General features: G+C 62.6%; 5 protein-coding genes. 4 read left to right on the top strand and 1 reads right to left on the bottom strand.

The features are described 5' to 3' along the window. Positions 1-80 precede the first annotated feature (80 nt). On the bottom strand, positions 81-1,703 hold the full coding sequence (gene hisF, locus BQ17_RS09685) for an imidazole glycerol phosphate synthase subunit HisF (RefSeq protein ID WP_089726553.1): 1,623 nt from the start codon (positions 1,701-1,703) through the stop codon (positions 81-83). A 702-nt stretch (positions 1,704-2,405) separates the two neighbouring features. Here hisF and queC point away from each other — a divergent pair. The 4 genes from queC (at position 2,406) to BQ17_RS09665 (ending at position 6,559) form a co-directional block, all read left to right on the top strand. Continuing rightward, entirely contained in the window at positions 2,406-3,107 is a 702-nt protein-coding gene (gene queC / locus BQ17_RS09680; RefSeq protein ID WP_089726550.1) for a 7-cyano-7-deazaguanine synthase QueC, read from the top strand. Then, the gene (locus BQ17_RS09675) at positions 3,104-4,198 is read left to right on the top strand and encodes a 6-carboxytetrahydropterin synthase (protein WP_089726547.1); all 1,095 of its coding nucleotides are present in this window, start codon (positions 3,104-3,106) and stop codon (positions 4,196-4,198) included. Before queC ends, BQ17_RS09675 begins: the two co-directional genes overlap by 4 nt. Next, a complete protein-coding gene (queE, locus tag BQ17_RS09670) occupies positions 4,195-4,836 on the top strand; it encodes a 7-carboxy-7-deazaguanine synthase (RefSeq protein ID WP_089726552.1) in 642 nt (213 codons plus the stop codon). Before BQ17_RS09675 ends, queE begins: the two co-directional genes overlap by 4 nt. A gap of 394 nt (positions 4,837-5,230) precedes the next feature. After that, positions 5,231-6,559, top strand: coding sequence for a porin (locus BQ17_RS09665; protein ID WP_089726545.1), 1,329 nt, complete (start codon positions 5,231-5,233; stop codon positions 6,557-6,559). Positions 6,560-6,710: the final 151 nt, after the last annotated feature.

Here is a 6,710-nt window from a genome sequence, read left to right as displayed (position 1 = left end):
GTTGCCGCCGCACTCCAAAACGTCCGGTGGTACCCTTCCATGATCCTTGGCAGTCCGGAATCCATAAAGAGCCAAGAGATTTATACGCGCTTGCCCTGCGACGCCTCGCGGGTCTCGATACCCCTGACCTTCAGATGTGCCTTGACGGCTGTGATAGGGACCTCCCGGCGGTGAAAGATGCCGGCGGCCAGGGCCGCCTCCACGTCCGTGACCTCGAAGACCTCGGAAAAGTGGGCGACCTCTCCGGCGCCGCTGGAGGCGATGACGGGGATAGTCACGGACCGGCTGACCGCTTCCACCAGTGCCAGATCGAAGCCGGTGCCGGTCCCGTCCCGGTCGATCGAGTTGAGCAGGAGCTCACCGGCGCCCAGCTGCTCGCAGGCCTGGGCCAGCTCGATTGCGTCCAGGTCCCGGCCTTCGCGTCCGCCCTTCACCGTGCATTGAAACCAGCAGAACTGCTCGCCGTTCGGCCCCGGGACCTGGGTCCGTACCGTGCGGTGGCGGGTCCGGTCCGGCGCGGCAACATAGACCCGGCGCGGATCGATGGAGATGACAACGGCCTGATTGCCATAGACCCGGGCGATTTGTTCGATGGCACTGGGCTCGATGGCGCTGTCGCCGGTCGCGCGCCCATGTTGCAGGTACCGCTCCACGGCGGCCACCGCATCGCTGCCGATGGAGATCTTGTCGGCCCCGGAGCGGAAGTAGGCCGCGGCCACGTCCAGCGCCGAATAGTGACGACCGTCCATGTCGGTGAAGGCGCGGATGCCTCCGCCGATGGTCAAGGGCACGAACACCTGCTCGGAGGTGCGTTCCAGGACCTCCAGCATCGGCTGATTCCCAAGGGGAAAATCGCGAAAGGCAGTGATGTTGAGGAAGGTGATCTCATCGGCGCCTTCCGCATAATAGCGCCGGGCCAGGTCTACCGGCTTACCGAGATTGCGTACCTGCCCCTGTTCGCGCACGTCGTACTGGTCACCCTTGGTAACCACCAGGTCGCCTGCATCGTTGGTGCGCACATCCAGGCAGGCGATGACGCGCTTGGCCAGCCGCGTCCGCTCCGGGTCCCGGTAGGGCGCGGCGGCGGTTTCCAGGGGCGCGTCCGACAGAAATCGATCCAGAAGGACTAGCCCGACCTCGCCGCTCTTCTCCGGGTGGAATTGAACCGCCGCGACCTTGCCCTTCTGTACTGCGCTCAGGAACTCCCCACCATAGTCCGTACAGGCCAGTGACCAGTGCGCGTTGGCGGGCTCCGGCGCCGCACGGTAGGAATGGACGAAATAGAGCTGCTCGCCGCGGTACCCGTTGAATAGAGGAGAATCCCGTTGGGGGCGGACCCCGTTCCAACCCATGTGGGGGACCGAAAGACCATTCGCGTCGAAACGGCGGATCGTCCCGGGAATGAGTCCCAGTCCGGCCACACCGGGGGATTCCTCGCTGCCCTCAAACAGGCACTGCAATCCGATGCAGATCCCGAGGAAGGGTCGGTCGGCCTGTAGATATTCCTTGAGCGGCTCCACGTACCCCAGGGAATGCAGGCGTTGCATCGCAGCCCCGAAGCTGCCCACGCCGGGAAAGATCAGGCGTTCGGCCTTGAGGATGTCCTCGGGCCGCGTGATGTCGGTAAGCGCGTAACCCAACCTGCCGATCGCGTTGCGCAGACTGCGCACATTGCCGGCACCATAGTCGATGAGAGAAATCATGTAGGTGCAGCCCGTCGGATGGGAAAGTCGGCATTCTAATCCATCCGCCATTTTGCCCATGCGTTGGATCCTCGAGCGGACATTTGCTCGGCTTGGTCATTATTGACGGTTGGCCACGGACTATGAAATCCTGGCCGGCACCGCAGAGAGCATGGTGCGGATCGCTAGGGGGCGTTCTCAATTAACAAATTATCCAGGGATAACAACCTGTTATGAACAACCCGCCGCCAGTTGCAGGGGCCTGATGTGCGTGATTCTCGCGAGCATTCGGCTCCATTGAGAACGCCCCCCAGGGGTGTTGACCTTCCGAAGGTCCGCGCAGCGGACCCTACTGACCACCTGATTGACTGTAGGGTCCGCTGTGCGGACCGCTGGGATGTTGCGGCCATCCAGCCTGTAAAAACCGTTGGTCAGTGCAGATAACAACTGGAAAGAGAACCACGGATGAACACGGATCGACACGGATGGAGACCAATCCGTGTCGATCCGTGGCTCGAGATAGCGAGGATTAGTTAGTTTGTTAATTGAGAACACCCCCTAGGCTGCGGATCAGGGTCGCCAAGTGTGTATAGCATTTAACCAGACAGCTTCTCAGATTCAACGGTGAAGGAAAAGGACTAAGCAGGCTTCTCCACTTAAAATTTAGCCACTCCCTAATTTTGATTTTGAATCATATCAATCGGACTCAATGCAGGCGTATGTATGACCAAGGCAGTGGTTCTCCTCAGTGGCGGACTGGATTCCGCGACGACCCTGGCTATCGCCGAGGCGGAGGGGTTTGAGTCCTACGCCCTGTCCTTCAGATACGGCCAGCGGCACCGGATAGAGCTCGAGTCCGCGGCCCGGGTGGCACGGGCCTTAGCGGTAGCCGAGCACCTCATCCTGGACATCGATCTGCGCCGTTTCGGCGGATCGGCCCTCACCGGCGACCTGGCGGTACCGAAGGATCGGGGTTCGGAGCAGATGGAGGAGGGCATCCCGGTCACCTATGTCCCGGCGCGCAATACCGTCTTCCTGTCCTTTGCCCTGGCCTGGGCGGAGGTGTTGAAGGCAGGCGATATCTTCATCGGCGTCAATGCCCTCGATTACTCCGGCTATCCCGACTGCCGGCCCGAGTACATCGCGGCCTACGAACACATGGCCAATCTGGCCACCAAGCTGGGCACCGAAGGGCACCGGAGCATCAGGATCCACGCACCCTTGATCCGGCTTACCAAGGCGCAGATCATCCGTAAGGGTGTGGGGCTGGGCCTGGACTATGCCCTTACCAGTAGCTGTTATGATCCGGATGCCGCCGGTCGCCCCTGCCGTCGGTGCGATGCCTGCCGGCTGCGCGCCAAGGGCTTCGCCGAGGTCGGGACCGCCGATCCCTTGCTCGTCGGATTCGGGATGTCTGCGCCGTGACGGCACGTCTCTTGCACCTAGCGGCCGTCCCGTTCGAGGCGGCGCGGCGGGTGTCCATCCTCCCGGAGGGGCACCGATTGCGGCGCCTGCACGGACACAGCTTCCTCGCCCACGTGCGGGCCGAGCTGCCGGCCGGCTGGGCGCCGTTTCCGGGTGGCGAGACGGATGCGCTGAGAGACCACCTGGAGCACTGTGTCGCGGATCTCGATTACCGCGATCTCAACCAGTACCTACCGGTTCCCACCGATGAGAATCTGGCCCGCTGGGTGCGTGCCCGCCTCCGGATACCGGGTATCGAGTCGGTAGGTATCCGGAGCACCCGGGACCAAGGAGCGGACCTCGCCGGTTCGAATCAGGCCCATCTGTGGCGTCGTTTCCGCTTCGAGGCCGCCCACCAGCTGCCCAATGTACCGGCAGGCCACAAGTGCGGACGTATGCACGGACACGGATTCGAGGTCATCCTGCATGCGCATCAGGACCTGGGGGACGACGACATGGGCATCGACTGCGACCGGCTCGGCGCGGTCTGGGCGCCCCTGCATCGAAGGCTCCACCATACCTGCCTGAATGATCTGCCGGGACTCGCAAACCCTACCAGCGAGCACCTCTCGGCCTGGCTGTGGGAGCGGCTCAAGCCCCTGCTGCCGGCCCTGTCTTGGATCAGCGTCTACGAGACCGCCAGCGCCGGTTGTCACTATGATGGCCGGCACTTCCGCATCTGGACCGAGCAGCGATTCGAGAGCGCCTTGCGCCTGGTCCGGGCCCCTGACAGTGCTTCCAGGCGCCGCCTGCACGGTCACAGCTATCTGGTGCGGCTGCACCTGAGCGCACCCCTGGATCAGGTCATGGGCTGGGTCATGGACTATGGCGATGTCAAGGCGCGTTTCCAACCCCTTTACAGGCAGCTCGACCATCGACTGCTCAACGAACTGCCGCGTCTCGGGGACGCCGATGCGGCGAGCCTGGTCCGATGGCTGCGCGCAGCGGTGGCGGCCGAGCTCCCGCAGCTCGACCGCATCGACTTGCAGGAGACCCCCGGCTGCGGGGTCTCGCTGTGCTGGGGCGATCCGGGTCCGGCCCTGCCGTCATGACCTATGCTGTCAAAGAGCTCTTCTACACCCTGCAAGGGGAAGGCGCGAACACGGGCCGCGCAGCGGTCTTGTGTCGCTTTGCCGGCTGCAATCTCTGGACGGGCCGGGAGCAGGACAGATCCAAGGCCAGCTGCCGGTTCTGCGACACGGACTTTCGGGGTACCGATGGCAAGCACGGCGGCACCTACCGGGACGCGGCGGAGCTGGCGGACAGGATTGCCGCGACCTGGCCGCGGCATACCGGGAAGACCACCGCCCCCTTCGTCGTCTGCACCGGCGGCGAGCCCCTGCTGCAGCTTGACGAAGACCTGATCGCGGCGCTGCATGCCTGCGGCTTCCAGGTGGCCGTGGAGACCAATGGGACCATACCGGCTCTCCCGGGTCTCGACTGGGTCTGCGTCAGTCCGAAGGCGAATGCGGAGCTTGCGATACGGTCAGGCAACGAGCTGAAGCTGGTCTATCCCCAAGCGGAGGCACCGCCGGAACCTTTCGAGCAGCTGGCGTTCGATCATTTCTTCCTGCAGCCCATGGACGGGCCGCGCCTGGAGCAAAACACGCGGGACGCATTGACCTACTGCATGAACCACCCGCGCTGGCGGCTGAGTCTTCAGATCCACAAGCTAATCGGTATTGCCTAGTATTATGTTTCACCTTATTTTTCTTTATCAGGCCCGTAGGGTGGGCTGTGCCCACCAACAGCGTGCCTGGCTGGTGGACGTAGCCCACCCTACGGGCTATGTGCAAAATATTCAGAAACTGGGTGTCAGTTGCCAAGTCCGGCCGTGCCGAGGTCCCGATAACATGGGTTCGGTTCTCCCATCGGGAATTCTTTTTGCCGCCAATGAACGCCAATCAGTCGCAAAAGATCAGATGCTCTTTTCCATCTATGGATGACGCGGATCCTCACCGCTGGTTTCGTTTTCGGTCTGTGAAAATCCGTATGACCCGCGGCCGGATCGAGGCGACCGGATCATTTTCCCATACTCAATCCGAACCTCTGCGGTTCCCCTTCCGAACAATGAGGAAATTCCTATGAGAGGGTGCAGTCGGGGCGCGCGCGCCGGAGCGGCCATCCTGGGTTCAGCCGTGTTGCTTTACGCCTTGCCGGCGTCCGCGGTCAATTGGATCATGCTCCAGGGAACCGAGCCGGCCACCGCGCCTGCCTATCGTCCTTTCGGATTCATCGGTATTGAGTACCAACAAACCGACGGTTCGCGGATTGCGGCCGGTCCTTTTAAGGGGCAACCCTTGATGCCGAACCAGATCGTGCCCCGGTTGGAAGACACTTCCGAGTTGCAGATCTCTCATGTCCGCCTGGGACTGCAGGGACGCTTGTTCGCCGGCAAGCTCAACTACCGGATCTCGCCGCTCGCCGGCGACAACGGCATCTCCCAAAACGGCAGCCCCAACGTCAAGTTCACGGACCTGAGCGTCACCCTCAACCTGATTCCCCATGCCCGGATTCGGATCGGTCAGTTCAAGCAACCAGGCTCGGAAGAAGGCTTACAGCCCGCGGTCCTGCGTGACTACATTCGGCCCACCAACCTTTCCCGACAGCTGACCAACGAACGCCTCTTCGACAGCGACGGGACCCTGAAGCATGACGCCAACGTCTTCGACGGCCCCTTGAGCGGTTGGCGCGATACCGGCATCCAGGTCTTCGACGCCTTCAAGACCGGCCCCTGGGAGCACACCTATGCCCTCATGGCGGGTACCGGAAGCGGGCTGGCCATCTACAACGGCTCCGGTGACGGCCGGCCGGACTGGTATCTCTACTGGAGCTCCGAACTGATCTTCGGCGGCAAGGGCGCCTCCCGTGATGGCTTGAAGCTGACCGGCTGGTATCAGGACGGGGAACGGGAGCTCCGGATCGGCGCGGAACAAAAGACAGAGACCTTCGACCGCAAGCGTTACGGCCTGGGTACCGTTTTCCGTCGCGGCCCCTGGCGTGTCGCGGGCGAGTGGGTCAAGGCCGACGGTATGATCTTCAACGGCACGGACGGTGGCGCCGTCCCCGGTTCCGCCGGCAACCAGGGTAACGTGATCGCGGGTTTCAATGTCTTGCCGGACAACGAAGCCGACGGCTGGTATCTGGATGGGGGCTACCGGTTGTTCGACAAGTGGGAGTTGCGTGCCCGCTACGATCGGCTCAACCGAGGTACGAACAAAAAGGAGACCGAGCGCCGCTTCGAGACCTTTACCCTCGGCATTACCTACCGCCCTACTAAACAGGTGCGCGTGCTCGCCGATTACGAGTTCCGCCAAGTCGATGCCCCCGGCTTGCCCGGTGCTGCCGTCCCCAGCCGGATCCTAAGCGAGGTGGATGACGTTTTCGGCGCCAAGGTCTGGGTCAGATTCTAAAGGTTCAGCGTTCGGAGCGAAATCGACTGAGGAATCTCAGAAGCTGCCTGGTTAAAACGGATCCGAGCGTCGGGTTGCGTTACGCCGCGTTCGGCACGGTGCCTGTTCGGGTGCAATCCTGGGTTATTTGGCGTTGACTGCGGGATGCGGC

The organism is Candidatus Thiosymbion oneisti, assembly GCF_900092655.1.
Lineage (GTDB): Bacteria > Pseudomonadota > Gammaproteobacteria > Chromatiales > Chromatiaceae > Thiosymbion > Thiosymbion oneisti.
Note: the sequence above shows the minus strand (reverse complement) of the source record. Positions and strands in the feature narration are given on the sequence as shown.